A 26,148-nucleotide genomic window follows, 5' to 3' on the forward strand; every position below is an offset into this window, starting at 1 on the left:
GGGGAAAAAATGAAAAAAATACTACTATATCTTGGAATCTGTCTGCATCTTTTTGCAAACGACATTCTTGTCTTTAACAATGAGTACCAGGTCCTACCCTTGCAAAAAAAGATCAAAAAACTCATTGTCGGTAACAGAGAAAATATTAACGTTTCTCTTTTGGAGAGTACGGCAAAAGGAAGTTTGCTTAAAATATTTGGTAAAAAAACAGGCAACACCTCTATTCTTATCATTTACAGGGACAACTCCATAGAAAATTATCATGTCTATGTGAATGAGAATCTCGGCTATATTCAAAAAATGATCAATATTATTGAACCGAATCTTTCACTCAGCATGGTCGGTAACGACTCTGCCGTCATCACCGGTGTATTTAAAGATCCGCATGACAAAAAAAGAATTTATGAGATTTTGAAAAAAGGCGGTGTAGATACAGACAAACTGATGGATTTGACAAAAACACGCAGAGTCAACAAAATGATTCGTACAAAACTCTACCTCATTGCCGTAGACAACCAAAGAGCAAAAGATTTGGGTGGTGTTACCGGACTGGGATTTTTCAACAAATATGTCAATGCAACAGCCAATGCGGGTGCTGCAAACTCTGCAACATTCAGCGGTTTTTTACTTGACAACCTGGGAAATTTTACAACAGCAACCGGAAAATCCGTTCTTGCTACACTCAATTTTTTACAGACAAAAGGGGTTGCCAATATACTTGATGACACGGTGCTCATTACAACAGAAGACAAAAATGCAACCTTTCGCGTAGGCGGGGAGCTTTATATCCCGACAGGTATTATACAAAACACAGGAACGGCACCCACCATTCAGGTGACAGAAAAAGAGTATGGTCTCAAACTTACACTCACAAGCAAATTTATGCAGACAGAGGGCTATATGCACATCAATGTAGATATTCAAGACAGTGCCATAGACCCTAACCCTGCCAATAATGTTGCTCTTGGAACCGGCATCTCCATTCCCTCTTTTATCAGTAAAAACATTCAGACTAATGTGGTTGTAAAATCTGAGCAGGTTATAGCCCTGGGTGGTCGCCTGCACAGTGAAAATTCCAAAAGTGAAGAAAAAATCCCTTTGTTTGGAGATATTCCTTTACTGGGCGAGCTTTTCAAGCATAAAGTTGAAAATTTAAACACAACTGATTTGATCTTTTTACTTGTCCCTGAGATTGTGGATGCCAATGAAGAGATAGATGACACTGACTTTTACAAAAATTTTAAAGCGCAAAGTACTGTTTTTCATGCAAAGGTGACTGACACTCCGAAAAAAATTCCCGATACAGAGCAAAACACTACAGAAACGGCACCATCAGAAGTATCACATATTTCATTTCCCGCTCCGATTATAATAGATGAAGGAGAAAGTCTGCAAACTCCACCGGAAGAGAATGCCAAACAACAGACACAACAGAAGATAGCACAAAAAACACAAAAAGCAGCACAAAAGACACATGAACTTACAATGACAATGCCAAAGAAAAAAGAAACAGCAGTAAAAAAAGAGACAAAACCTTCTCTGCAAACCTATGCTGTCAATGCGAAAAAGATATTTCTCAGAGAAAAACCTGTGAATGGAAAGCGTGTCAATGTTTGGAAAGAAGGGCATAAGTTTACATCAGACATCTCCAAAACAGTCAACGGTGCAAGCTGGTTAAAAGTAAAACAGGACTGTTACCGTACATGTAAAGATGTAAATGCAAGTGTATGGATTTCACAAAAATACACAAAAACACTATAAGCTAGGTTAATAATTGGTTTAAGTAAATATTATTTGCTTTTCTTATATAAAAGTGATATACTTATCACAACTTTATCACAAAGAAGGAGAGAATATGATCAAAAATCTATTCAAACGCATTAAGTCACAAAAAGGTATGAGCGGTGTTTTAGTTGCTCTTTTATTAGTAATCGTCGGTGTTGGTTTGGTTGCTGGAGTAAATACATTTATGAAAGGTGCATCAACAAAAATACAAACTGATGCAAATAACTCTATTAATGCAGCAACTGCAGCAACAACTGCACCATAATAAGTTTCGGAATCTGAGTTTTAGTTTTCAACACCACAAAGCCCGCACTACAGAAAAAAATTTAGTTTTTTTCTAAGTCATGCTTTAGCATAGAAAGTACGGGTTCCGAAAAGCCGTTTACAAACCTCACAGTTATAACTTAAATAATACATGTAGTCTAAAATATGTTACAATTAACATATGACAAATGTAAAACTTCTTGAGCAGTTTCGCTCTTTTTATTTTAAAAACTACCCAGATGATATGGAGACGCAGATCTCCTACTTCGCAGTATTTGGCGGACTTGACTGGGAAATTGACACGACAAAGCCTATTGAAGAATTACTCCGGCTGCTTGTATTGGACAATTTTGAAGCTATAGATGCACAGATGAGAGAACTCACTCTCAACAATACCCTCAACCGTAAACTTCTCAAAGCCCTTGCAACAGGAGACAGACGTATCTTTTCTGCCTTTAACAAAGCCGGACTCAACAATGCCAACGGCGGAGCAGCACTCAATTTTTTGCAGGAAAAAGGACTGATTCAACTGGAATATTCACGGGAAGAGCATCCTAGAGACAAATATCCAAACACAAAGCTAAAAAGAGAAGAGGCACGCCACCGCATATCACACAAAGTCCTTTTTACCCACCCTTTTGTCAGGTTCTGGTTTTACTTTGTCATACCCCATATCAAAGAGATTGAGGCACAGAAATATGATGCCTTTTTCAAAGATTTTACCCTGCGCCACAACAGTTATACCAGCCTGGTATACGAAGAACTCTCCGAAGTCCTGCTGAACTATCATCTTCGTGACGCACATATACGCAGCAGCGGCAGCTACTGGGATGCAAAAATAGAAATAGACATTCTGACCATCACACAAAACGGCCGTATCTATGTCGGAGAATGCAAATGGACAAACCACATCATCAACAAAAAAGAGCTGCATAAAATACGGGACAAATGCCAGAAACTCGGGATTGAACCGACCCAAATCGTTTTGTTCTCAAAACGGGGGTTCTCCAAAGAACTCACCCAGCTCAGTGGTGCAGGTCTGGCACTTTACAGCAGCGAGGACTTTCAGGCACTGCTTAAAAAACGCTCTCTCAAGTAAAAAGTATAATTAACTGACAACACGCAGTGCCTGGTACGCTTCTTGCAGCAGCTGAAATTTTTGTGTGTAATGTTCTACCAGATAAGGACTTTCATGAAAAATTTTGTCCGGATGATAAACTTTTGTCAGTTTTTTATAGCTTTTTTTCAAAGCATCCTGCGAAGCACCGATCGGACATTCTAAAATCGTATAAAAATGTTTTTTCTCTTCATCAAAAGAGGCTTTGCATAAATCTCCGAAAGAAAAATTTGCAAAATCCGAGTAGAGTTTGGACATAAAATGATTGTCATAGGTATACTGAATCTGATAATGCAAGATATGACGCTTGTTTAAAGCACGTTCCAGCCTTGCTTTTGACCTAAAATCACTGACATCCACCACCAAAGAAATATCTGTTCCCCGCTCCACATACACTTCAAGCTGTGAGCGCATATAGTTGAGCACCCATGAATTCGGACTGTCCAGTGAAATAAGCACCGTATCTTTATCATACGCATAGAGATGTACTTTTATAGTTTCAGGCTCTTCCATCCTGTTGAGTTCTATTTTAATCGGCTGATTGCCAAACTTTAGCATGGAACGTAAGAAAAATTCATGATTGAAATCATGTGTTTTCGCATGAAACTCGCTTAACTCTCTTATGAAATTCTCTCTGACCTGCGTTAATGACTGATTTTGAAATACAAGTACAGCTTTAGGTAAAAAGAGCATACCACGGGCATGATGATTTAAAAATTCTCTCATCCAACTTGTATTTAAGGTATCAAACCCTGTAGTGATAAGAATAAGATTATTGCGCAAAACAATTTCCATATATCCTACCTTTTTTGAAAATATATAATTTATAGCAAAAACAGTTCCACTTTGAAAATAAATTATATCTATTAATTAAGACAGCTTTGAGAATATTTATAGATATTTTGAGTATAATTGCATCATAATTTAATTACAACTTATCAAGGAAAAAAATTGCGCGAAAATATGAATGAAAAGTGTGCTGTTGTTGGGATTTTTGGTCATAAAGAGGCTTCAAAGTTAGCCTACTTTTCTCTTCATTCTCTCCAACACCGCGGACAGGAAGCAGCAGGTATCAGCTCATCTGACGGAGAAAAACTCCATACTATCAAAGATCGCGGACTTGTCATGAGCGTCTTTAACGAAGACAAACTTGCTACTTTAAGCGGATCAAGCGCTATAGGCCACACCCGCTACTCTACAGCGGGAAATGATTCCATTCTTGATGCACAGCCTGTATTTGCAAGATACGATTTGGGTGAGATGGCAATTGTTCACAACGGTAACCTTACAAACGCTGATGAAGTACGTGCCAGACTGATCAAACGCGGTGCAATTTTTCAGACATTTATGGACACTGAAAATCTTATTCATCTTATCGCCAAAAGTGAGCAGGATAAACTTCTAGACAGAATTATAGATGCTGTTCAAAAAATAGAAGGTGCTTTTTCTCTTGTCTTTTTAAGCAGAACCAAAATGTTCGCTATGCGTGACCGTTTCGGATTTCGACCTTTAAGTCTTGGGCGTTTGGCCAACGGCGGCTATATTGTGGCAAGTGAAACCTGTGCCTTTGATCTTGTGGGGGCTACTTTTGTCCGTGATGTGGAACCGGGAGAACTTCTGATTTTTGAAGAAGGCAAAGCCCCTCAAAGTGTAAAAATCTTTGAACCGACACCAAAACACTGTATCTTTGAATATGTCTATTTTGCCCGTCCTGACTCTTCTGTCTTTGGACAATCTGTATATGAATGCAGAAAAGAGATGGGAAAAGAGCTGGCAAAAATTCAACCTGTTGAAGCCGATTTGGTTATCCCTGTGCCTGATGGTGGTGTACCTGCTGCAATCGGTTATGCACAGGAGAGTGGAATTCCCTATGAAATGGGAATTATGCGCAATCACTACATAGGGCGTACCTTTATAGAACCGACACAGGAGATGCGTGATTTAAAAGTGAAGATGAAACTCTCTCCTATGACAGACATTATCAAAGGCAAAAGAGTTGTCGTTATAGATGACTCTATAGTCAGAGGTACAACGTCAAGAAGAATCATCAGAATGCTGAAAGAAGCAGGAGCAAAAGAAGTCCATATGCGTGTCTCTTCTCCTCCGACTACCGATCCGTGTTTCTACGGTGTTGATACACCAAGCAAAGAGAATTTAATCGCTGCAAATATGGGTGTGCAGGAAATTTGTGATTTTATAGAAGCCGACTCTTTGGCCTATCTGGATGAAGCATCACTCTTAAGAAGTGTGAATGCGACACAGGATATCTACTGTACAGCCTGTTTTACTGGAAAATATATCGTTTAATGGAACAAATTTATACATACGGTAATTATTTAAAAAACAAATTTGGCGTAAAAGTACACAAGGTTGGCATCAATATTTCCGGCTTCACCTGCCCGAATATTGATGGAACCGTGGCCAAAGGAGGCTGTACATTTTGCGAAAATGACTCTTTTTCAGCCAGTACTGATGCCGTTGTGGAGCTCAAAGGATTTCACTTAAATCTTGAATCAAAAGAGAATCCTTTTTTGCAAAAACAACTCAAACAGCTTGAACTGCAGTTTGATGTCATATCAAAACGCCAGAAAAGAGAGTATGGCGCAAAAAAATTTCTTGTATACTTTCAATCATTTACCAATACCTATGCCCCTTTTGAAACCCTCAAAGCACTCTATGAAAAAGCGCTCTCTTTTGAGAACGTGGTAGGGTTAAGCATTGGCACACGTTCTGACAGCATCACAGAAGAGACACTTGCCTACCTCTCAGGCCTTGCCAAAGATAAAGAGATCTGGATTGAATTTGGCATTCAGTCTGTATATGATGAAACACTGGAAAAAATCAACCGTGGGCATGACAGCGAAAATGTTAAAGAGTGGATTATCAAATCAAAAGAGGCAGGTCTGAATGTTTGCGGGCACCTTATCTTTGGTCTTCCGGGAGAAACGCAGGAGATGATGCTTGAGACCTCCAAAGCCGCTTATTCATGGGGAATTGATTCTGTAAAATATCACCCTCTGTATGTTGTAAAACGCACTGCCTTGGCAAATGAATTTAACCGTGGAGAGTTTACCCCAATCAGTGAGCAGGAATATCTTGATGTGCTTGTAAAATCTCTTCTAATGAAACCCAAAAATGTCAATGTCCAAAGAGTGACAGCAGGCATTGATGATGATTCCCTCTTAGCTCCAAAATGGTGCCGCAACAAGAACCAACAGATAAAAAATATTAACGCCGCACTTAAAAAAGTCGGTCTAAAGTATTAATGCCCGTATGCTTTTGCAAATTCCGCAGTACTTCTGAAATAGGGCGGATATCTGAAGTATACTCTAAATGCCTTTGCCTGACCGGGTTTGAGATTTCTGGCAACAACAAACTTTTTCGTAACGGTTTGCGGTTTGTGTGATCCCATTCCAAAACCTCCGGAAAAAAAGTCCATAAAACCGCTGGGTTTATAAAAATTCCCGCCTTTTACATTTCCTGTTGCATGCCCTTTATTGACCAGTTTTATTTCAAAAGTCACTTTTCCTACAGGAAATTTTCCGACATTTCTAACAATACCGTAATAGGCTATCTCTTCCGTGCTCAAGAGCCTTTTGTTGTGCAGTTTTTCCAACTGCACCTTTTTCGTATACTTATCAACAATCATAACAGAAAAAACAGCCATAAAAACAGTCACCAAAATAATAGAAAATATCATAGAATAGACTAGTTTTTTGTTTTTTTGTTTCACTGCACTCACTATACCGGCAATACTCAGTAAAAAGATTACAAAGAAAACTATATAGTGCCAGTAATTAAAGAGTGTCATTTACAATTTCCCTCCAGAGATACATTATAGTCTTTTTTATATGCAAACGGTTCTATGATAATTTTAAACTCTCTTGTTTGCCCTTGTGCTATATCAGGTTCTAGAATCGACATTTTTTGAAATGGTTTTAATCGTAAAAGATAGTTTTTGTACTTGTTCTTTGTAACCCTGTAGACTTTTGCAGTGATTTTACACTCGGAAAAATCGAATTTGGATTCATTTGTGATACTTCCTTTGACCACCAAAGCCTCCACAAAATGAAGTCTTTTTTGCGAAAGTAACTGGACAGAATTTTTAAAAAGATATTTGTGCATCTCGATATAACCAAGCGTAGGACCGAGAAGAAGTATTGCAAATCCAAAAAGAACAAAAAAGAGCGCAAGAATTATCTTTTTTCGAAGGAGAAGTGCAAGAATAATAAAAAGAAGAAAAAGAAGAAATGACACACCAAAAAGGATATAATCATACGTTATTAATCCATGAATAAATGCCAACAGCTTCTCTTTCATATTTTACTTACTCTTTTCTTGCGTTTTTTTCAGCGATGCCACTCATGTCAAATCTACGGGCAAGCTCCTGTTTTATTCTGTCTGGTGATATATTTTTAGAAGCGAGCGCCACAAGCATATGGTAGGTCAAATCTGCCGCTTCATACACCATCTCTTTCTCATCATTGTCTTTATGTGCAAAACAGTATTCACCGGCTTCTTCAACAACTTTTTTCAAAATTGTATTTTCCCCTTTGCTTAAGAGTTTTGCCGTCCATGAAGTGGCAGGGTCTGCACTCTTTCGCTCTTGAATCGTATGATAGAGTGTATCAATAACACCGTATGCAGCCTCGGTATTTACCTCAACTTCAGAAGTAATCTCACCGCTTTGCAGCTCTGTAAAAAAACATGATTTTCTCCCGGTATGACAGGCTACTCCGTTTTGATTGACTTTTATCAGGAGCGTGTCATTGTCACAGTCAATAAAAAAAGAGATTATTTCCTGTATATGTCCGCTGCTTTCGCCTTTTTTCCATATACGCTGTTTACTTCTTGAAAAGTAGTGTGCCTGCTTTGTTTTGAGTGAAAGTTCCAACGCCTCTTTATTCATGTAGGCCATCATCAGTACTTCATTGGTCGTGTTGTCCTGGACAATGACAGGCAGAAGCTCCTGCTTCTCCCAATCTACTCTATTGACTATTTCCTGCATGCTTATCGTGCCGTCGTTCTTTGCTGAATATTTTTTGTATCAACCCAGATATTTGGTGTTGAACCGCCCGGTGTCAAGAATATTTTTGCATCTTTGTTGACTCTGAGTGCATCATTAAACTTGTTTTGTACTTTCATCTGTTCAAGCTGTAAAAGCTTCGTTGTCAATGATTTTGCAATTAAAATATTTGCTTTGGCATTGGCATCTGCTTCAATCGTTACGGCATCTGCTTTACCCTGTGCTTCAATTCTTGCTTTTTCAGCGATACCGCGAGCTTCTGCGGCACGTTTGAGTGCTTCTTGTTTCGCACGCTGTACTTCCTGTTCTGCCTGTTGTACCTGTTGTTTAGCCAGTTGTACTCTCTCAATCTGTGCTTTTACTTTTTCCGGCAACATAATATCACGAAGCTGGATTGACTGCAGGATTACAGGAGAGTTTTTCAGACTTTTGATACTTTCCCGTATGCCGTCTTCTATCGCAGTTGCAATTGTATTACGCATGACAGGAATAGATTCGGCATCATATTTTCCTACGACATTTCGTACAACATCACGAACAACAGGATTGATTATTTTGTCTTCCCAGCTGAATCCCCAGTTTGAGATTGTCTGTGCGGCAAACTGTGCATTGAGTCTGTACTGAACAGTCAGTTCAATCGAGACAGGCAGACCACGTTTGTCAAGCACTGTAATGGCAGGCTTTGAAATAATCCCCGAAGCATTTGAATTTGTTTCTACACGTGATGCATAGTTGATAATACGGACCTTCGTATCCACCGTATATACTTTTTGAATCACAGGAATAATAAAATGCAATCCCGGAAGCAGTGCCTGGTCCTGATACTTTCCGTTTGTACTTAAAATACCCCGTTCACCCTCTTGAATAATAATAAACGGCTTTGCCAACACAAGCATCACAGCAACAGCAATCAAGAAATATGTCAGTGCTGCTTTTCCCCCGCCAAAATTAAAATTCAAATTTGGCATCTGAGACCCTTTTGGACCACTGCCACCGCCTGAGTTAGAGTTATTAAATCCTCCGCCTTCACTTTTCTTCTTGTTAAAATAGTCATTCATATCTGATGCCATTGTATTCCTTTTTTTACTTTTTAAATTTTCCTGTCATTCTCAGCCCGCACTAAAGTACGGGTCCCGAAAAAACCGCTTAACTGAAGGGCATTGACCCTAAAGAATGGGTTCCAATACAGGCTGTTTCCCGGAACCGGCACTTCAGTGCCGGCTATTGCAACTTTCTGGCACTTTCAGCCCGGACTACAGAAAAAAATTTAGTTTTTTTCTAAGTCATGCTTTAGTATTGAAAGTCTGGGTTCCGAAAGTCTTCTTAATTGATCTCATCCACATAGGTAAGATAATGCTCATATTTTTTATTTCGACCAAATACAATGTCAAAATACCCGCTCTGAATAATTGCCGTTATCTCTCCGCGGGAGCCTCTGCCTATCTCTCTGGCATCAACCAAAGCAACCGGTGTGATTTCTGCAGCCGTTCCTGTCAAAAATGCCTCATCCGCCACATAGACCTCTTCTCTTGTGATACGGCGTCGAGTCACTTTGTATCCAAGGTCTTCAGCCATTTCAATGACAGTTTTTTGTGTGATGGAAGCTAAGGCGTTATCACTTGGCGGTGTAATAATCTCCCCGTCTTTTATCATGAAAAACGAGGCCCCGCTTGCTTCTGCAACATAACCTTCATCATCCAGAAGCAAGGCTTCATCATATCCGCAGTCAATCGCTTCATATTTTGCCATTTGGGAGTTCAAATAGTTTGCAGTGGCTTTGGCTTTTCCCATATTGGATGTGTTTGCCGGTCTTGTCATGGAGACAATTTTCAGACGAATGCCTTTACGCATACCCTCTTCCCCAAGGTAAGCACCCCATTCCCAGGCGGCAACAGCTGTCTCAACCGGTGCGTCTTTGTGGTAAAGCCCCATAATACCATAGCCTAAAAACGAAAAAGGACGAAGATAGACATTGTCCCCGGTAAATTCATTTCTTCGGATGAGTTCGATCTGTGCAATGTTTAACTCTTCAACAGTATAAGGAATATTAATCAATGTCATTTTTGCCGACTCTTTGAGTCTTTTAGTATGATCATTCAAACGAAATATTGCATACCCTCTGTCAGTTTTATAAGCTTTTGTTCCTTCAATTACACCGTTTCCATAGTGAATTGTATGTGTGAGTACATGTACCTTTGCATCTTCCCATGCAACAAATTTTCCATTCATCCAAATATATTTGGCTGCGTCCATTAAAATCTCCAAATTGTTAATTGGTGATATTTTATCTAAATTGCTATTTACCTAATAGGATTTGATTACATTGTTTATCTGTACATACGCCTGCAGCGGTGTTGTTTCAAAATAGGCAATACCCTTTTTCTGTGCAAATTCCTTTGTCATTTTTTGGATTTTCAGCAGATTGAACCTGGGTGCTTTTGGGAAGAGATGATGCTCTATCTGGGTATTTAATCCTCCGTAAAACCAGTGTACAAATTTCCCGCCTTTTAAAGAGCGTGAGGTACGCATCTGCAACTCCATCCATGAAAGTTTTTCGCCCACTTCTTTGTCAAATACTTCACAGCCAAGATGGTTTGTTATAAAACCAAATGCCAGCCAGACAGAAAGTGTAAGATTCAGTGTCAGGTAAACAGTAAATGCTTGAGTCAGAGGTAAAAAATAAAAAACGCTTCCCCAGATTACAGGCCAATGCAAAAGCATCAATCCAAGCTCACCCCATTTTTTACGTTTTATGACAAAATTATAAGACTGTATAATAAAAGCAGGATACATAAAGAACATAGCACCCCAAAAAACAAGATATTTGCTCTTGCGAAGCCATGTTTTGTTGCCTTTGTTGTTTGTAAATGCTCCATCAAATGCCAATATGTCAACATCTTTTTGGACAATATTGCACCAGGTATGATGGTTGACATTGTGCTTGAAATCCCACCAGGAAGAGGAGTTCGAAAGGATAAACGCTGAAAACGGATAGCTCAGTTTAAAAGACAGACGCTTGTTTTTAAAATACTGTGTATGCAAAATATCATGCGACACGAAAACGGCACGCGTAAAAACCAGAGACATAAACAGACCAAGACCTGCAGCTGCTGCAAAAGAATTGTCAATGAGATTTTTGTGATAAAAAAGTATCACATAAACAATTCCCATACTTAAAAGTATCGCTGTCATTTCAAGGCTTCCTCTCACAGGAACACGTTCTAAAAGACCTAAAGCACGGACTTTTGATTTTAATTCATCAAAATCATACGAAGATTTCGTCATTTTTACTCACTTTGTTAAAATTTATTTATTATAACATAAAATGAAATTTGTGATTTTAAAAAAATAGAAAATAGAAAGAAGTTACATGTAAAGCGGTGATGCTTTACATGTAAAAAAGGAGAAATGAAATTTGAAATCTGTTTTTAGAAGAACCACTGAGAAGTAACTTTTATTCTGCGTTCTTTCTCGTTTCCTATGTTTGCACCATATTTGTCTTCCTGGAATGTCAATCCGGCTTTGATTGAGTTCCCCATTAAATACCAGTTTACACCGGCTATTTTGGATGTCAAATCGTAACCGTCCAAATCTTTAAATTTGTCCCAAGACTCATATCTGACAAAGGGAGCAACAAAACCATAGTCTGCAAAAACATATTCACCGGTTGCATACCAGCCGTTGGATTTTCCTCTTGTCGTACTCGCCCAGTCTTTTGCAACACCGTCAAAGTCAAAATATTCTGCTTGAACAAAAGCACCTTTGTAGTGTGCTGACATTTCAAGATTTAACAGTTTGTGATCCACTGAAGTATTTACACCACCTGTTGTTGTGTACTGAATATCAGGACTTACCCAGTAACCGGCACCCACTTCAAAGTGTTTTCCCTGCCCAAAGTAACTTTCAGTTCTTTTTTTCTCTTCCCAGCCGTCAAACGGAGAAAGAACAATTTTACCACCATAAAAGAAGTTCTTCTGCATAAAATTACTGCCGCCAAAAGTTGCACCCGAAGCATCATGAAGTTTGCCAGAGTAGACACCGTCACCTATAGCTACCTGGTAGTGTACTTTCTTGTTCCAGTTACCGTAAATTTGTGCATTTGTACCACGACGGTTATGGGTAATATACTGTGCCGCTTCATCCGCTACATGAGGACGGTCAAAGTGTAGCACGCGCGCTGATTTTACCGTTTCGGTACGGGAGATATCAATTTTTGCACGGAAAAGTTTAAAGTTGACCAGTGACGAACCAAAAGGTTTTTTGATTTTTACATAGGCATCACCGACATTGAATGACTGCTCTCCCTTGTCTTTATAGTTCGCTTTGTCATTTCGTACATCCATTGTAAAAGAAGCATACTTGTTAAAACCCGCTGCCACTTCAAAACGAACGCGTCTCAAATAAGCATCATAATAACTTGTTGTCGCACCTGTTGCCAAATCTTCCACACTTCTGTTTTCAAATGTACCCTGAATACGCACACCTGCTTTGAGCCACATATCAGGATTGTCCTGTGCAACAAATTTCATATTAATATGCGTCTGCTTGCCTAATAAAAAGTTTGGAGATTTCTTGTCTACTATAGTAATATTTTGTTTTGTATTTCCAAGACTGTTTGTATCCAACAGTGTTCTGTCCGGTGCAGACTGTGTAAATACTTGTCCGTTAGCATCTTGATACAGTTTGATTTCATTAGCATTTACAGCAACTGAACTGAGGGTTAAAGCAGCTAAGGCTGATAAAACGATTTTATTCATTTTTGAATTCCTTTTTGTTTTGTTGGCGGAAGTATAAAATATCCAGGTTACATAAAGGTTACAAAACGACAACAGGCAACAACCCTATACTATAATTGTAAATGATACAAAACAATTCAAGTGACAATACTCTTGAGGTTTGTCACAAAGTTTTTGCCGTTTTGTAACCTTAGTGTAATAAAAAAAGTCTATACTTTCATAACTAAAATTAAAAAGGTGTAACAGATGACAAAAGTAATCAAGTTAGCTCTTGTAGCTTCAGTTCTTACAGGCGGACTCAGTGCAAATGATGTACTCAAAGGAAGTGGTGCTTCTTTTCCATATTCGGTATATCAAAAATGGACAAAAGCCTACTATAAAGCTACTGGTATCAAAGTTGACTATATTTCAAAAGGTTCTTCAAAAGGGATCAAAGATGCGAAAGCAAGACAGGTTGATTTTGCAGGAACAGACAAACCATTGTCACCTAAAACACTTAAGAAAAACAACCTTTATCAGTTTCCGGGTGTTGTCGGTGCAATCACAATGGGCTATAATCTTCCGGGTGTTTCTGAGTTGAAACTCAGCAGAAGTGCAGTTGTTGCAATCTCTGAAGGGAAAATAAAATACTGGGACAACAAGTTGATCACTGCTGCAAACGCAGGATTGAAACTGCCACATGAAAAAGTAACATTTGTTCACCGTGCAGACGGGTCGGGAACAACATTCAACTACACATATTTTTTAAGCAAAGTATCCAAAGAGTGGCGACATACATACGGTGCAAAAAAATCTTTGAACTGGCCTGGCAACCAACATATCGGTGGAAACAAAAATACAGGTGTGGCAAGTCTTATCAAACAGACTCCCTACTCTGTCGGATACATCGACTATGCGGATGCACAGAAAAACGGCATTGTAATGGCTTCGGTTGAAAACAGAGAAGGGCACTATATCAAACCTGAATTAAAAGCATTTCAGACAGCTGCTGCAAAAGCAAACCTGGATCCCAAAAAAGATTTTTACTCTATTATTGCCGATCCCAAAGGTGCCGACTCTTATCCTATCGTAGCTGCTACATTTATCCTGGTGCCTGCTGAAAAACCTGAAATGGATAAAAAAGTAACAGCATTTTTTGACTGGTCATACAAAAACGGTCAAGAAATTGCAAAAAGTTTAGGTTTTGTTCCATTACCGGACGCACTTACAGACAAAATCAGAAAATACTGGGAAGAAAAAGGGATTAGATAATCTCTTTCTTCAAAAAAAAAACAAATTTCAAATTTCACTCTCTCCTTATTTTATGTTACACTTTTTGTGTAGCATAAATTTCTTTCCTTAATGTAATCTCTTTGTAATGAAATTACAATATAATATCAAAATAAATTTACTCTAGGGTTTTCTTATATGGAAAAAATATTTCAAAAGCTCTCTTTATCAAGTGCTTCTCTTGTGCTCGTTATACTTATTGGCATATTTATCACTCTCTTTAGCGCTGCAAAGCCCGCCATTGAAGAGTTTGGACTCCATTTTCTTGTTGATCCGACATGGAACAAAGAGGTTCCTGTGGAGAGTGCTGCCGGCACAATAAACACTGCTGTAAACATCGCAGATGAAAATGCCATCGAGGATGAAGATGATATGATTCTTGATGAAGATGAAGAGTCTCAGACAAAAACACTTTATGGCGGACTTGTTCCGATAGTCGGAACAATTCTTTCTACGCTTATTGCCCTCTCTTTTGCACTGCCTATTGCTATGGGTATTGCTGTTTTTCTGGCTGAAATCGCTTCAAAAAACATCTCCAAGTTTGTCGGTATGGCCATTGAACTTTTGGCGGCAATTCCGAGTATCATTTTTGGTATGTGGGGGCTCTACTATTTTGCCCCCATTATCTCCGATACCTTTGGCGGCTATCAGGTCTCTTTGCTGACCGCCGGACTTGTTCTTGGCATTATGATTCTTCCCTTTATGGCAGCCATCACCCGTGACAGTATGAATACAACCCCTGATGTACTCAAAGAGTCTGCCTATGCGCTTGGTGCCACAAAGTTTGAAGTGGTCAAAGATATTATATTTCCCTACTCAAAGGTTGGTATTATAGGCTCTATCATCTTGGCACTCGGACGTGCCTTGGGGGAGACTATGGCTGTTGCATTTTTGATTGGAGCAGTCTATTCACTGCCTGAAAAGATTACTGACCCTACCATCTCCATTCCTGTTGCTATGGCTGTAAACTTTGGCGAAGCCAGCGGACTGGGAGAAAGTGCACTCTTTTATCTGGGTCTGATTCTCTTTGTAATGAGTTTTATCATCATTTCAGTTGCCAAATTTTACTTTTTGAAAAAGGCTAAATTATGAGACTTCTGCTAAACAAAATCTTTTTGGCACTTTCGGTAACTTCTGCACTTATAGGCATTGGTTTTTTAGGATGGATTCTTGCCGTCCTTTTTATCAAAGGACTCTCTTCGCTTCATTTAAGCCTCTTTCTCAATGACCTTGTTGACGGGGGACTCAGAAATCTTTTGGTGGGACAGCTTGTTCTTGCCTCTTTGGCAGGTGCTATAGGAATACCGCTGGGAATGCTTGCAGGTATTTATATACGCGAATACGGAAGAGGAAAATATCCGGAACTGATTCGGGATTTGAGTGACATCATGATGTCCGCACCTTCTATTGTAATCGGAGCCTTTGTCTATGCCATAGCTGTTGCCCCTTATGGAGGAGCCAACGGATTTGCCGGTATTTTAGCGCTTACCATTATGATGGTTCCTATCATCATCAACACAACAGACTCTATGCTCTCTCTTGTCCCCAAGGAGTTACGAGAAGCAGGTATTGCCCTTGGTGCATCAAAATACCGTGTTATCCTGGACATCGTTATAAAAGCCGCAAAAGTGGGAATCATGACAGGTATTCTTTTGGCATTTGCAAGAATTGCCGGTGAAACGGCACCGCTGCTCTTTACAAGTGAAACAAGTAACTATTTCAGTCTCGATCTCACACAGAGTTTTCCCTCTTTGACTGTCAGTATTTATAATCTTGCCAATGAACCTGAAGAGTCGAGTCGTGATCTTGCCTGGGCTGCTTCATTTATACTGACAATGATGGTTTTAGTTATCAACCTGCTGGGTCGATTTATCACAAGAAACAAACACAAATAACTAAGGAAACAAAAATTATGCCTGTAATGAATATTAAAAAATTCTCTTTTACCTATCCTGGGGCCGACGAACCCTCTTTAAAAAATATAAATCTATCCATAGAGAAAAATAAAATTACTGCTCTTATCGGTCCGAGCGGTTGCGGAAAATCAACACTTTTACGCTCTATGAACCGTATACATGACCTGTATCCCGGTAATAAATATGACGGAAAGATTGAGTTACTTAATGAAGCAACCGGAAAATATCAAAATATTCTTGAAATTAAAAAAGAGAATGAATTTATAGAACTCCGCCAAAAAGTCGGTATGATTTTTCAAAAACCGACACCTTTTCCTATGAGTATTTTTGACAATGTTGCCTACGGATTGAAAATTGCAGGCATCAAAAACAAAAGTGAACTTGCCGACCGCGTAGAGGCAGCACTCAAGGGCAGTGCATTATGGAAAGAAGTCCATGACAGGCTCAACAAGTCTGCAATGGGACTCTCAGGCGGACAGCAACAGAGACTCTGCATTGCCCGCGCAGTAGCAGTCAAACCCGAAGTCATTCTTTTTGATGAACCGACCTCCGCCCTTGACCCCATCTCAACAAGTGCCATTGAAGAACTGCTGGTGGAACTGAAAAAAGATGTCAGCATTGCAATTGTGACACACAATATGCAGCAGGCTTCGCGTATCAGTGACTATACTGCATTTATGTACCTTGGAGATTTGATAGAATTTGATAAAACCGAAAACATCTTTTTAAACCCTAAAGAGAAAAAAACCGAAGACTACATTACCGGTAGATTCGGATAAATTATAAAAAACAAAGGAGTCAAAAATGTTACCGACATTCAGAACAAGCCTCGATGAAATAAGAAAAAAACTTACACATATCGGAGAAAATCTTGTAACTGCCAATACACTCATTCTCCAGGCATTACAAAACTGCGATGAAAAAACTTTTAATGATGCAAGAAACAGCATCAAAAACATTACGGCAAAAGCGGATGAAATTGACAATGCAATCATTAAAGTCCTTGCTCTGTATACACCCGAAGCAAGAGACCTGCGACAGGTTGTTGCCTACTTTAAAATAAGCAATGAACTCTCACGCGCATGCTCCAATACAAGAAGTTTCATACGGGGGTTCACTGATGTATGCAAAGACCTTGATGTCAAAGAGATCAACGAATATGCAAGCCTTATGCAGACCTCAACGGTCAAAGCCATTACAACAACAGTAAGAATGATCAATGTTGATGACATGGATGAACTTCAGGAGATGTATGAAGAGGTACTTATCGAGGAAAACAAAGTTGATGACCTGTATGAAATGATAGAACGAAAGCTTGTAGAACAGGCCGAAGGCTCGAGTACCTTTGAAAAATATCACAAGATGCTCAGAGCACTTCGAAAAAGTGAAAAAATCGCCAGCAGGGCAATCAGCGTGGCAAACCTGCTGGTATATATCAAGATCGGTGGAAACATCCACAATTAAATGAAAAAAATTTCCCGAATAGTATTAGAGAAGTTTTTAGCACTCTTTTTAGCACTCTTTTTAATAGTGAGTGCTATAGTCTACTATTGGGTATATGAATTTTATCTTCACTCTTCAAAAGAAGCACTTATGCAAGCCACTGAGCTTGTCTCTTTCACTATCAACAAAGACACAGACCTTGATGCACTTGCAAAAAAGGTAAAAAAACAGCTCCATTTGCGCCTAACTATTATAGACGAAGAGGGCAATATCCTGGCAGAATCTGACAAAGACAAAGATACTATGGACAACCATAAATACAGAGACGAAATTGTACAGGCAAACAGGGAAAAACACGGCTACACCATACGCCACTCACATACCCTTGACAAAGATCTGCAGTATGTGGCAAAAAAATACACCATCAACGGCAGAGTTCTCTATGTACGGGTTGCACGTGAAATCAAAGGTGTCCGCAGTGAAATCATCAACCTTGGCATTAAAATAGCCTTTGTTTTACTGCTCTTTTTTCTTATCGTTCTTTACATGTCCTACAGAATAAATATACAGATTCAACATGAAACAAAAAGAATAGTGGACTTTTTAAAATCTTTGACAAAAAAGAAAAAAGATACCTATATAAAATCTGACTTTTCCCAGGAATTTTCCCATATAACAAACCTGCTTACAAAAGTTTCACAGATTCTTGTCAAAAAAGAGAAACAAAAAACAAAATATACGCAAAAACTCCAAAAACTCAATGAACAAAAAGATGATATTATTTCTGCGATATCCCATGAGTTTAAAAACCCTATCGCGGTTGTAAACGGCTACTCACAGACACTTCTTGATGATGAAAACATCAACCCGAGTATACGAAAAAAATTTCTTACAAAAATCTATACAAACGGTACAAAACTCAGTGAGCTTATAGATACCCTCAGACTCTCCATGAAACTTGATGGCGGGCACCAGGCTTTAAATACACGCAAAGTAAATTTATATAATCTGGTACAAGAAACAGCACAGAACCTGGGACTGCATTATAAAAACAAAAAAATTATTGTCAATGGAGACAAAACCCTGGCCATAGAGATTGATCCGACACTTTTTGGCATTGTCATTACAAACCTGATAGAAAATGCTTTTAAATATTCCGAAGATGAAGTCATAGTCAATATCAGTCAAAATTCACTCGAAGTTATTGATACAGGAATAGGTATTTCTGAAAAAGATTTGCAAAGCATTACAAACAAATTTTACAGAGTCCACTCGAACCGATGGAACAACTCTTTGGGTCTGGGACTCTTTCTCGTGAACAATATCATTCAGCTGCACAACTTTAAACTTGTCATCAGAAGCAAACTGAATGAAGGCTCCAGTTTTACTATTGTCTTTTAACTCTCCTGCGTAAAGTCGATGATAAATTCAGCTCCCTCTTTTGTATTGCTTGCATGTAAATGTCCGCCCATGTTTTGTTCAATTATTATCTTTGACATATAGAGTCCTACACCTGTACCCATACCCTGCTCTTTTGTTGTAAAGTAGGGTTCAAACACTCTTTTTATAATTTCCTGAGGTATTCCGCCTCCGTTATCTGTGATAATTATCTTTTTGTTTTTCAGTATAATGTCTATTTTTCCATACTCTTTACGGTTGTGGACAATGGCATCTTTTGCATTGGATATAATATTGAGAATAACCTGCTGAAACTCGCCTTCAAGCCCATGAAGCATAAAATCCTCTCCATGCAGTGACATTTCAATATTGTGACTTTTTAACTGTGCATTTACCAAAGAAAGAGTGTTTTCAATGCTTTGTTTTACCCAAAAATCCTGTTTGACTTTATCGACTCTGAAAAAGTTTCTAAAATCATCTATGGTTTGACTCATAAAGTTTATTGTCTGTGTCTGTTTATCAATAAATTCATCTATAAACTCTTTGTCAATTAAGCCCTCCTCATAATCATCATCAAGATTTTGAATATTGATATTGAGTGAATTCAGCGGTTGTCTCCACTGATGCGCTATGGCTCCGACCATCTCCCCCATCGCAGCCAGCTTTGCCTGTTCCTGGAGCATTTTGTCTTTTTGCAGTATCTCGTTTGTACGTTTTTCTATCTCTTCTATGAGGTGTTCATTGAGCTGTTGCAGTTGTGTCTCAAGTTTCTGTCTTTTGCTGACATCTATCAAATAGCCTAAAAAGTGCGTTATTCTCCCTTTTTTATCACGAATAAAAAGCGTTGTCTGTTCTACCCATTTTTTTGTTTTATCTTTTGTCGTGATTTGATATGGCTGATGTTTTAAAATATCTAAATTCTTTTCAAATGCTTCTGTAAGTTCATGGAGGGCGTTTTGCAAATCCTCTGCATCTATCAAATCAGGATATTCGATTTCACCGTTTACAAACGCCTCTTTTGTATATCCTGTCAAAGAGGCAACATTGTTTGAGACATATTCGACACTCCAGTGAATATCATTTTGCCATCTAAAAAGAGCAATATCTCCTTTGTCAAAAAGTTCCAGGAGTTTTTGTTGTTCCTGAGCTGTTTCTTTAAGTGCTTTTTTTCGAATAAACTGTAGATAAAAAAGATACACAAGCAAAAACAATCCTAAAAGCAAAATCAGACTGATAAGCTTGAAGTTGTACAAAATGGACTGGATATTTGAATTGTCTGCATATAACACAAGATAGGCTACTGTCTGCTTTGATTTTACATTTTTAACAGGTAAAAAAGAGACAACTTTGACACTTTTTCCTGTTTTTTGATACAAAGAAAAAGCCTTGCATTTTTGCATATTTTCTTCTATCTCCTGCTGATGTTTTTGAATAATATTTTCTTTCAAATACTGCAGATACTGTGGTCGAACACTTTTTGTATAAACAAACATGTAGTCATCTGATTCTATACTTGTTTTATAGTGTGCTAAAAATTCTTTGTCTTTATACCATTTCACATCAAATACTTTTTTATTGACCAAAAAATGTGTGTAGAGTCTGTTTACTTTGGCAAGTCTGTTTTGAAAAGATTCTGAGGAAAAAGATATTTCATAGGCACAGATATACTTTCCCCCGTCAAACAAAGGAAAAACATTACGAAAACCATGCGCAATACGCCCCTGCTCAAACCCTGCAATCGCTTTATGTGTTTTATTGACATACTCAAAAGTATAGCGAATACCTGTTAAATCATCCCCGTATCTGTCCGGTTTGTGCATGCGTAAAAAAGAGACATTGTCCGGGAATACAAACTGCATTTGTAAAACACCGCGTTTTCGAATTTCGCTGTATTGCTTTTTCAAATGTTGATACAATTCTTTACGCAGGAACTCTCTTTTTGCCTCCGTTACATGTAAAGCCTCCTGCAATATATGCAAAACCGTTGCATCATTAGACACAAAGGCATTTAAAGAGGCTGCATCTGCCTTGTCTGTCTCATTTACAATTTCATAATTTATTTTCAAATGCCTGAGAACCGAAGAGAGCTCTCTTTGAATTAAGTGATTTTTATGATAGTTGTTCAGGTACTGGCTTACCACAAACAAAAGTAAAAATAAAAGTAAAAATTTTATTTTCTGTTGCATTATTTACTTACCACTTGATTTCTTCCATTCGCTTTTGCTTTATATAAAGCTTCATCCGCTCTTTGGAGCATTGATTTGAGCGTATCCCCTTTTTTATAAGCAGTGACACCAAAGCTCAGTGTAATCTTTCCATATTCCTGAGTATGAAGGTCTTCAAATTTTTTTCTGCATTTTTCAAGAAGCTGCTGTGCGTCATTAAGTGCTGTTTGCGGCAAAAGCATAACAAACTCTTCTCCGCCCCATCTTGCTATAGTATCGGCACTTCGGGTACACGAAGTCAGTATATTGGCGACAAGTTTTAAAATATCATCCCCAACCAGGTGTCCGTATTTGTCATTAAAAAGTTTAAAATGGTCTATATCTGCTATAGCCAAAGAGAGGGGGTAGCCATATCTTTTTACCTGAGAAAGTTCATACGCAAAAATCTCTTCAAACTTGTTCCTGTTATAGAGTCCTGTAAGCATATCATGGTTGGCTTTTTTTGTAATGGCTTCTCTTTGTTTTTCTATTTCAGTTACATCTGTAAAGTTCATTAGAAATTGTGTTTCATTAATCCTGGAAATATTGACCAAAAATGATTTTTTCTCATGTTTAGTGTTTACAATCGTTGTAATTCTCTGTGTCTCATTCAAAGAGTTTATAAAATCATACAGACTGCTGCCTTTTTCCAAGAAAGCCTGTATGTTTTTCGCATTGATACTGTCCTCTTCATTTGAAAAAATGTTAATAATAGAATGAAATTTTTCATTAAATTCTTCTACACTCTCTACTCCAAAGTATTTCAAAAAAGATTTTGAGGCAAAACTGACATGTTCAATATTTGCAATAACAGATATACTGTTTTCAGAATCTATAATATACTGCAGAATTTCTCTCTGTTCTTCATACTCTTTTTCAATAATGATATTTTTGGCAAGTTTTTCTATCAAAGCGGTTAAGGATTTTTTTTGCACAGGTTTAAGCAGATATCCCTCCACCTGCAACTCTATCGCTTCAAGCAGATAGGCACTTTCACTGTGTGCTGTTGTAAATATAACCTTTACATCCGCGTCCCTCTCTTTTATGGCCCGAATCATATCAAGACCGTTCATTTTAGGCATTTTAATATCGCTTACAACAATATCAGGCTGATACTTTTTAAAACATTCGAGTCCGACAATACCGTTGTTGGCTGTATATAATTCTTTGCTTATCCGTTTGAGTGCACGGGCATAGCCTTCGCGCACGTCATCTTCATCTTCTACATACAAAATCCTTATCTGTTTTGCATATTCAGGCATGAGCATCCCTTTTCAATATTTTCCACTAAATTAAGTATACAGAATTATCTTGAATTATATATAAGGAAAAATGTAATCTCTGTGTAACCTCTCTTTACTATAATTTTTCAACGCAATACAAAAAAGAGTATGTATGATTGATGTTGAAAAAATGATTATAAAAAAATACCCCAAACTTAAAAACTCCAGGGTAATCAAAGGTGCAATTTCAAAATTTGCAGATTCTGTAGTCCATGAGAAACAAATCAATGAATTTATCAAAAAGAACAGGCATTTGGGCAGTTTTGAGTTTATAGACGAAGCATTGCAATACCTCAACTTTGATTTTTCCGTCTCCGACAAGGATCTTCAAAACATTCCTTCCTCCGGACGCGTTGTCATTATTGCCAATCATCCGCTTGGTTCTTTGGATGCACTCGCACTTATCAAACTTGTCAGTAATGTCAGAAAAGATATAAAAGTTGTTGCAAATGATTTTTTAGAAGTCATCACTCCCATAAAAAATATTTTAATCAATGTCAACAATTTTAAAGCACGGCAAAAAAAAGAAGCCGTTACACAGGTATATGCGGCACTTGATGCAGAAGAGGCTGTCATCATTTTTCCTTCCGGCGAAGTAAGCCGGGCTACTCCGACAGGAATAAAAGACAAGGTTTGGCACAAAGGTTTTTTAAAATTTGCCAAAAAAGGCAATGCTCCTATACTTCCCGTATTTATAGGAGGGAAGAATTCCAAAACCTTTTACTCCGTATCAGCGCTGAACAAAAAACTTGCAGCCCTGCTTCTTGCACACGAAATGTTTAAACAAAAACACAAAGCTATTGAGATGATTGTAGGCGAACTCATTCCTTATGAAAACATCACGCCAAAGGGGATACAAAAGGACAAACTCCTCAAACTCTATAAAAAACATCTGTATGCCCTCAAAAGAAATGAGAGCTATTTTGAAACCCAAAAAGCAATTGCCCATCCCGAAGACAGACGGGATCTCAAAAAAAAGTTAAAATCATCACAACTGCTCGGAGAGACAAAAGACGGAAAAAAAATTTATCTCTACAGCAGCAATGACAACAACTCTATTATCATCAATGAAATAGGACGGCTCAGAGAGCTCTCCTTTCGCAAAGTCGGAGAGGGTATCAACAAAAAAAGAGATATAGACAAATATGACAGATACTATAAACACATTATACTCTGGGATGAGGAAGATCTTGAAATAGTCGGGGCATACCGTATAGCCGAATGTACGGATATCATAAAAAAATTTGGCGTTGATGCCCTTTATACAACAACACTTTTTGATTACAACGAAGCATTTTTGTCTTACCTCCCCGATGCCATAGAACTCGGCAGAAGTTTTGTCCAGCCAAAATACTGGGGTTCCCGGGCGCTTGATTATTTGTGGTACGGCATAGGTGCATATCTCAAAAACAATTCGCATATCCGTTACATGTACGGTCCGGTTTCACTGAGTGAAAGTTATGCCAAAACAGCCAAAGATATGATTTTATACTTTTATGATCAAAACTTTCAAGACAGACAAAATCTTGTCAGGGCAAAAAATCCCTACAACTTTAAAACAGATGAAACACTCATGGCAAATCTTAAAAAAGAGTTCAGTGCACCGGAATACAAAGAGAATTTCAAAACACTCAAAAAAGCGCTTGGCAGTATCAATACAAATATTCCAACGCTTTACAAGCAGTATGCCGATCTGTGTGAAAAAGGCGGCATACAATTTTGCGCCTACAACATAGACAGTGATTTTTCCAACTGTATAGACAGCTTTATAATCGTCGACATTTCAAAAATAAAAGAATCCCAAAAAAAGAGATATCTAAAATAATGAATAATGAACTCACCCAACACTGGAAAAACAATCTTAAAATTCTTGATGTGGCTTTTCAGCCTATCATCAATATCCATACAGGAACACTCTACGGTGTCGAAGCCCTGTTGAGAAATTTTCAGGATGTCGGATTTAAATCTATCTTTGCACTCTTTGATGCTGTTTATAAAGAGAAACTTTTGTACTCTTTTGATTTGGCACTGAGAGAAAAAGCTTTAAAAAAATACACACAGATACAAAGCTATAAGAACATAAAGCTCTTTTATAATCTGGATAACCGGGTTTTGGAAATGGAAAATTTTTCTACAGGAAATACAACAAAAATTCTCAAAGAGCTCAATATAAAGAAAGAAAATCTCTGTTTTGAAATTTCGGAAAGACAGGAAATTTCCAGTGAATTTGACCTTGAAAAAATACTCCAGCATTATAAAAATGAAGATTTTTCCATTGCAATAGATGACTTTGGTGTCGGCTATTCCGGATACAAACTTTTTTATGATTCCACACCCGATATCATCAAAATTGACAGATTTTTTCTGCAGGGACTTGCGACCAATATGAAAAAAAAGCTTATGGTTCGCAACATCACACATCTTGCCATTCAACTGGGCATTAAGGTGATTGCCGAAGGTGTTGAGACAAAAGAAGAGTACCTTACATGTAAAGACATCGGCTGCCATTTGGCACAGGGCTATCTTATTCAGAAACCTACAAAAAATACACAAAAAATTTATCAGCAATACACAAATATCATTGACATTATAAAGTTTGACAGACGGATAAGTGACAAAAATATTTTACTGAAAAACAATATAGACAAAATTCAGCCTTTAAAACTTAAAACAAAAATGAATCTGGTCATAGAGTATTTTAAAAAGAATCAGAGTGTTCCCATTGTTCCTCTTGTAAATTCCCAAAATGAGCCTGTGGGAATATTGCTTGAATCTGACATCAAAGAGTTTCTTTACTCTCCCTACGGCATGTCTTTACTCTTAAATGAACAGAATAACTCAAAACTGGAAAACCTGCTTCACCCCTGCGGGCATGCAGATATCAACAGCAACACCACTACCCTTATAGAACTTTTTGCGAACAATCCTGAATCTTCAGGCATTATTATTACAAAAAATTCAGGCTATTATGGATTTTTGTCCGCAAAAGCAATTATCAACATGATGCATCAGGAAAACATGATTCAGGCCAGAGACCAAAATCCGCTTACAAAACTTCCCGGAAACACAATGATTGAAAAATACATATACAAAGTATCCCAATCCTCAGCATCCTATCTTCTGTGCTATTTTGACCTCGACAATTTCAAAGCCTTTAATGATGTGTACGGTTTTCGAAACGGTGACAGGATTATTCAGCTTTTTGCAGATATTATGAGAAAAGAACTGCCAAAAGATGTTTTCAAAGCCCATATAGGAGGTGATGATTTTTTTGTTGCCTGGGAGAATAAAGATTTTACCCATAACTCTTTTGACATGAAAATGATAGAAAATATTTTGGAAAAATTTGCTTCCTCGGCAAAAGAATTTTATAACAAAAAAGATAAAGAGAATGGCTATATCATTTCCAAAAACAGAAAAGAGCAAACATGCAGGTTTCCGCTTCTCACAGCAAGTGCCTCCTTGCTTATCACTCCAGAGAAAAAATCATTCATAAGTGAAGAGCATATAAATACAATTCTTTCCTGTCAAAAAAAAGTTGCAAAAAATGAACCAAAACATCTTGCTGTGAGTTCTTTGATTTAAAAAACTTTCATTTTTATCACAATATGAAACAAATCTGAGAAATTGATTATATTTTCATCATTCTCAAAGTTATAAATTTGTTTTAATAAGATATACTACATGCAGATAAAATTCAGGAGATA

Annotated in this window: 23 protein-coding genes; 13 read left to right on the forward strand and 10 right to left on the reverse strand. The window is 37.9% G+C overall.

Translation table 11 applies throughout. The annotated features are described in order from the left end of the window. Nucleotides 1-9: 9 nt before the first annotated feature. From ACM66U_RS10165 to ACM66U_RS10175, 3 genes are all read left to right on the forward strand, one after another. On the forward strand, nt 10-1,761 hold the full coding sequence (locus ACM66U_RS10165; protein WP_418640688.1) for a hypothetical protein: 1,752 nt from the start codon (nt 10-12) through the stop codon (nt 1,759-1,761). Nucleotides 1,762-1,855: 94 nt separating this feature from the next. Further along, the gene (locus ACM66U_RS10170) at nt 1,856-2,050 is read left to right on the forward strand and encodes a hypothetical protein (protein ID WP_418640689.1); all 195 of its coding nucleotides are present in this window, start codon (nt 1,856-1,858) and stop codon (nt 2,048-2,050) included. Between the two features lie 180 nt (nt 2,051-2,230). Beyond that, nucleotides 2,231-3,148: a DUF234 domain-containing protein gene (locus tag ACM66U_RS10175; RefSeq protein WP_151899534.1), complete on the forward strand. Its 918-nt coding sequence runs from the start codon at nt 2,231-2,233 to the stop codon at nt 3,146-3,148. Between the two features lie 9 nt (nt 3,149-3,157). Here the strand turns inward: ACM66U_RS10175 and ACM66U_RS10180 are convergent, their stop codons facing one another. Beyond that, a complete protein-coding gene (locus ACM66U_RS10180; RefSeq protein WP_418640690.1) occupies nt 3,158-3,961 on the reverse strand; it encodes a J domain-containing protein in 804 nt (267 codons plus the stop codon). Nucleotides 3,962-4,117: 156 nt separating this feature from the next. Between ACM66U_RS10180 and purF the strand changes: the two genes are divergently transcribed. Next, a complete protein-coding gene (purF, locus tag ACM66U_RS10185; RefSeq protein WP_418640691.1) occupies nt 4,118-5,473 on the forward strand; it encodes an amidophosphoribosyltransferase in 1,356 nt (451 codons plus the stop codon). Then, a complete protein-coding gene (locus ACM66U_RS10190) occupies nt 5,473-6,432 on the forward strand; it encodes a TIGR01212 family radical SAM protein (RefSeq protein WP_418640692.1) in 960 nt (319 codons plus the stop codon). Before purF ends, ACM66U_RS10190 begins: the two co-directional genes overlap by 1 nt. Here the strand turns inward: ACM66U_RS10190 and ACM66U_RS10195 are convergent. The 7 genes from ACM66U_RS10195 to ACM66U_RS10225 form a co-directional block, all read right to left on the reverse strand. Then, nucleotides 6,429-6,977 (reverse strand): DUF2393 family protein, encoded by a 549-nt coding sequence (locus ACM66U_RS10195; RefSeq protein ID WP_418640693.1) that lies wholly within the window; start codon nt 6,975-6,977, stop codon nt 6,429-6,431. The genes ACM66U_RS10190 and ACM66U_RS10195 overlap by 4 nt on opposite strands. Next, nucleotides 6,974-7,486: a DUF2393 domain-containing protein gene (locus tag ACM66U_RS10200; RefSeq protein ID WP_346389634.1), complete on the reverse strand. Its 513-nt coding sequence runs from the start codon at nt 7,484-7,486 to the stop codon at nt 6,974-6,976. The genes ACM66U_RS10195 and ACM66U_RS10200 overlap by 4 nt, the downstream gene beginning before the upstream one ends. 7 nt (nt 7,487-7,493) lie before the next feature. Beyond that, nucleotides 7,494-8,174: a bifunctional phosphoribosyl-AMP cyclohydrolase/phosphoribosyl-ATP diphosphatase HisIE gene (gene hisIE, locus ACM66U_RS10205; protein ID WP_418640694.1), complete on the reverse strand. Its 681-nt coding sequence runs from the start codon at nt 8,172-8,174 to the stop codon at nt 7,494-7,496. 2 nt (nt 8,175-8,176) lie between these two features. After that, entirely contained in the window at nt 8,177-9,262 is a 1,086-nt protein-coding gene (locus tag ACM66U_RS10210; protein ID WP_418640695.1) for a prohibitin family protein, read from the reverse strand. 253 nt (nt 9,263-9,515) lie between these two features. Then, nucleotides 9,516-10,445 (reverse strand): branched-chain amino acid transaminase, encoded by a 930-nt coding sequence (locus ACM66U_RS10215; RefSeq protein ID WP_418640696.1) that lies wholly within the window; start codon nt 10,443-10,445, stop codon nt 9,516-9,518. Nucleotides 10,446-10,496: 51 nt separating this feature from the next. Further along, nucleotides 10,497-11,477, reverse strand: a complete 981-nt coding sequence (locus ACM66U_RS10220; RefSeq protein ID WP_418640697.1) for a fatty acid desaturase family protein — start codon at nt 11,475-11,477, stop codon at nt 10,497-10,499. Between the two features lie 143 nt (nt 11,478-11,620). Next, nucleotides 11,621-12,949: a hypothetical protein gene (locus ACM66U_RS10225; RefSeq protein WP_418640698.1), complete on the reverse strand. Its 1,329-nt coding sequence runs from the start codon at nt 12,947-12,949 to the stop codon at nt 11,621-11,623. Between the two features lie 225 nt (nt 12,950-13,174). Between ACM66U_RS10225 and pstS the strand changes: the two genes are divergently transcribed. The 6 genes from pstS (at nt 13,175) to ACM66U_RS10255 (ending at nt 18,957) form a co-directional block, all read left to right on the forward strand. Next, nucleotides 13,175-14,179, forward strand: a complete 1,005-nt coding sequence (pstS, locus tag ACM66U_RS10230) for a phosphate ABC transporter substrate-binding protein PstS (protein WP_418640699.1) — start codon at nt 13,175-13,177, stop codon at nt 14,177-14,179. 156 nt (nt 14,180-14,335) lie between these two features. Beyond that, the gene (pstC, locus tag ACM66U_RS10235) at nt 14,336-15,289 is read left to right on the forward strand and encodes a phosphate ABC transporter permease subunit PstC (protein WP_151899522.1); all 954 of its coding nucleotides are present in this window, start codon (nt 14,336-14,338) and stop codon (nt 15,287-15,289) included. Then, nucleotides 15,286-16,092: a phosphate ABC transporter permease PstA gene (gene pstA / locus ACM66U_RS10240; RefSeq protein WP_151899521.1), complete on the forward strand. Its 807-nt coding sequence runs from the start codon at nt 15,286-15,288 to the stop codon at nt 16,090-16,092. Before pstC ends, pstA begins: the two co-directional genes overlap by 4 nt. 17 nt (nt 16,093-16,109) lie before the next feature. After that, a complete protein-coding gene (gene pstB / locus ACM66U_RS10245; RefSeq protein WP_151899520.1) occupies nt 16,110-16,892 on the forward strand; it encodes a phosphate ABC transporter ATP-binding protein PstB in 783 nt (260 codons plus the stop codon). A gap of 25 nt (nt 16,893-16,917) precedes the next feature. After that, complete coding sequence (locus ACM66U_RS10250) at nt 16,918-17,577, forward strand: phosphate signaling complex PhoU family protein (RefSeq protein ID WP_151899519.1); 660 nt, start codon at nt 16,918-16,920, stop codon at nt 17,575-17,577. Further along, nucleotides 17,578-18,957, forward strand: coding sequence for an ATP-binding protein (locus tag ACM66U_RS10255; protein WP_418640700.1), 1,380 nt, complete (start codon nt 17,578-17,580; stop codon nt 18,955-18,957). Here the strand turns inward: ACM66U_RS10255 and ACM66U_RS10260 are convergent. Together ACM66U_RS10260 and ACM66U_RS10265 are read right to left on the reverse strand one after the other, a co-directional pair. Continuing rightward, nucleotides 18,954-21,140, reverse strand: a complete 2,187-nt coding sequence (locus ACM66U_RS10260; protein ID WP_188110023.1) for a sensor histidine kinase — start codon at nt 21,138-21,140, stop codon at nt 18,954-18,956. The genes ACM66U_RS10255 and ACM66U_RS10260 overlap by 4 nt on opposite strands. After that, nucleotides 21,140-22,420 (reverse strand): diguanylate cyclase domain-containing protein, encoded by a 1,281-nt coding sequence (locus ACM66U_RS10265; RefSeq protein WP_418640701.1) that lies wholly within the window; start codon nt 22,418-22,420, stop codon nt 21,140-21,142. The genes ACM66U_RS10260 and ACM66U_RS10265 overlap by 1 nt, the downstream gene beginning before the upstream one ends. 133 nt (nt 22,421-22,553) lie before the next feature. Between ACM66U_RS10265 and ACM66U_RS10270 the strand changes: the two genes are divergently transcribed. Together ACM66U_RS10270 and ACM66U_RS10275 are read left to right on the forward strand one after the other, a co-directional pair. Further along, nucleotides 22,554-24,266, forward strand: a complete 1,713-nt coding sequence (locus ACM66U_RS10270; RefSeq protein WP_151899516.1) for a lysophospholipid acyltransferase family protein — start codon at nt 22,554-22,556, stop codon at nt 24,264-24,266. Next, nucleotides 24,266-26,026, forward strand: a complete 1,761-nt coding sequence (locus ACM66U_RS10275) for a GGDEF domain-containing protein (protein WP_346389643.1) — start codon at nt 24,266-24,268, stop codon at nt 26,024-26,026. The genes ACM66U_RS10270 and ACM66U_RS10275 overlap by 1 nt, the downstream gene beginning before the upstream one ends. Nucleotides 26,027-26,148: the final 122 nt, after the last annotated feature.

This window comes from Sulfurimonas sp. ST-27, assembly GCF_048081595.1.
Lineage (GTDB): Bacteria > Campylobacterota > Campylobacteria > Campylobacterales > Sulfurimonadaceae > Sulfurimonas > Sulfurimonas hydrogeniphila.